At 72.1% G+C, this 2,216-nt stretch carries 3 pseudogenes; 1 reads left to right on the top strand and 2 read right to left on the bottom strand.

The features are described from left to right. A pseudogene (locus P1P70_RS43725) lies at positions 1-577 on the bottom strand (hypothetical protein); the annotation flags it as partial. 308 nt (positions 578-885) lie between these two features. Here P1P70_RS43725 and P1P70_RS43720 point away from each other — a divergent pair. Further along, positions 886-2,127 (top strand): annotated as a pseudogene (locus tag P1P70_RS43720) (AMP-binding protein); the annotation flags it as partial. On the opposite strand, the pseudogene P1P70_RS43715 reads toward P1P70_RS43720, so the two are convergent. Further along, a pseudogene (locus P1P70_RS43715) lies at positions 2,112-2,216 on the bottom strand (UbiD family decarboxylase domain-containing protein); the annotation flags it as partial. The pseudogenes P1P70_RS43720 and P1P70_RS43715 overlap by 16 nt on opposite strands.

Here is a 2,216-nt window from a genome sequence, read left to right as displayed (position 1 = left end):
CTCCAGGGCCGCGCCCCACACCCGCCCCCACACCCTCACCGCGCCGCTCCTCGGCCTCGTGCCGGTGTCGGGCGAGGTACGTGCTGCGGGACTCCCACGCGATCCCGGCACCGCCCTCGGCCTCCTGCCCGTCCCGCAGTTCCGTGACGACCGTCGCCTCGGTGCCCCGCCGATGGGGCGTCAACTCGGCGACATACACGGTGATCTCGTACTCCCCGGTGGCGGGCAGCCGCCGACGTCGGGTGATCTCGATCGAGGTGTGCACGAGCCCGAGCAGGGGCAACGGGAAGTCCCGCCCGGCCATGACCCGCATGGCCGCCGGAAACCCGAGGACATGCGGATACGTCAGCGGAACGGCGTCCTCCCCGGTGGGGAACCCGCAGACCCGCTCGTACGCGGCGAGCCGGGCGAGGTCGATCCGGACGCCGGGGAGTACCAGCCGGGGGAACCGGGACGGGGAGACGAGCCCGGAGGCCGCCACACGCGGGAGCCTGCGGCTCCTGCCCGGCGAGAGGAGGGCGCCCCTGGCGAGCAGCGGGCCGAGGGAGGGCGGTCGGGCGAGGGTGACGGTGTGCATCGGACGGTCTCCCCTTCCTCGCGCCGGGCTCCGCTCCCCGCGCCGGATTCCACTTCCTTGCTCCACTTCCTTACTCCACAGTCAGGTTACCCGAGGTAAGGGCCGGTGGGGCCTGCCGTGCGCCCCGGTAAATGAACGACCCTCAGGTAACTTGGCGCGCCCTTGACCTGCGGAGGAGTCGTGACCGAGCGGTCTGGGACACTGCACATCCCCGGCCCGGTTCCGTCTCCGGACCCTCGCCACACTCACACGAACCTCACACACCAACCCCGTACGATCCGGACACACCGAACGCCCAGGAGCCGCCCGTGTCCAACCTCGAAAGCACCGAACCCGCCCTGGTCGAACCCGAGTTGAAGCGGCTGGACGGCATCGTGCGGGAGGCGTACGTGCCCGCGCTCGCCGCGCCCGTGACCTACGGCTCGCTCGCGGACATCCCGTTCGACAACGCGGCCCACGCCCCCGACTCGGTCGTCCTCAGCCGCAAGCACGGCGGCACGGACGGGGAGGAGGACGGCCGGTGGCGGGACGTCACGGCCGCCGCTTTCGCGGCCGAGGTGCTCGCGCTGGCGAAGGGCCTGATCGCCGAGGGCCTCATGCCGGGCGACCGGATCGCGATCATGGCGCGGACGACGTACGAGTGGACCCTCCTGGACTTCGCTGCCTGGGCGGCGGGCCTGGTCACGGTCCCCGTCTACCCCACCTCCTCCGTCTTCCAGACCCGCTGGATCCTCCAGGACTCGGGTGCGGTGGCCCTCGCCGTCGAGACGGCGGCCCAGGCCGCAGCCCTCGGCCCCGAGCTCGACCGCATCCCCGACCTGCGCCACATGTGGGTCTTCGAGAAGGGCCACCTGGACCGGCTCGCCGACCTGGGCCGTGAGGTGTCGGACCAGGAAGTGGCCGTACGGCGTGGTGTGCTGGGCCCCGACACCCTCGCGACCCTGATCTACACCTCGGGCACGACCGGCCGCCCCAAGGGCTGCGCGCTCACCCACGGCAACTTCTGCGCCGAGGTCGACAACGCGATCGACCTCCTCTACCCCATCTTCCGCGCGAAGACGGACGAGGAGGCCTCCACCCTCCTCTTCCTCCCACTCGCCCACGTGTTCGGCCGCATGGTGGCGATCGGCTGTATGCGGGCGAGGGTGCGCCTCGGCCACTCGCCGAGCTTCCGCACGGAGGACCTCCTCGCCGACCTCAAGTCATTCCGCCCGACGTTCCTCCTGGTCATTCCCTACGTGCTGGAGAAGGTCTTCAACACGGCCCGCGCCTCCGCCGAACGCATGGGCCGCGCCTCCTCGTACGACCGCGCCTCCGCCGTGGCCCGCCGCTACGGCGAGGCCCTGGAGGCCGAACAGCACGGCACCGGACCCGGCCCGTCCGCCTTCCTGAAGACGGCCCGCACCCTCTACGACCCCCTGGTCTACCGGCGCATCCGCAAGGCGCTGGGCGGCCGGGTCCGTTACCTCATCTGCGGCGGCAGTCCCCTCGGCCGCCGACTGGCCGCCTTCTACGCGGGCGCGGGCATCGACGTCTTCGAGGGCGGTGGAGGCGTACGTCACGGCGGGCGGGCAGCCGAAGGCGATCGCGACCGGCAGCCGCTCGCCCCTCTTCGCCGCCACCTGGTAGTGGTTGCGGC

Source organism: Streptomyces sp. MB09-02B (assembly GCF_033794485.1).
Classification (GTDB): Bacteria; Actinomycetota; Actinomycetes; order Streptomycetales; family Streptomycetaceae; genus Streptomyces.
The sequence above is the reverse complement of the archived record's forward strand: the minus strand, read 5'-3'. Positions and strand labels throughout refer to the sequence as shown.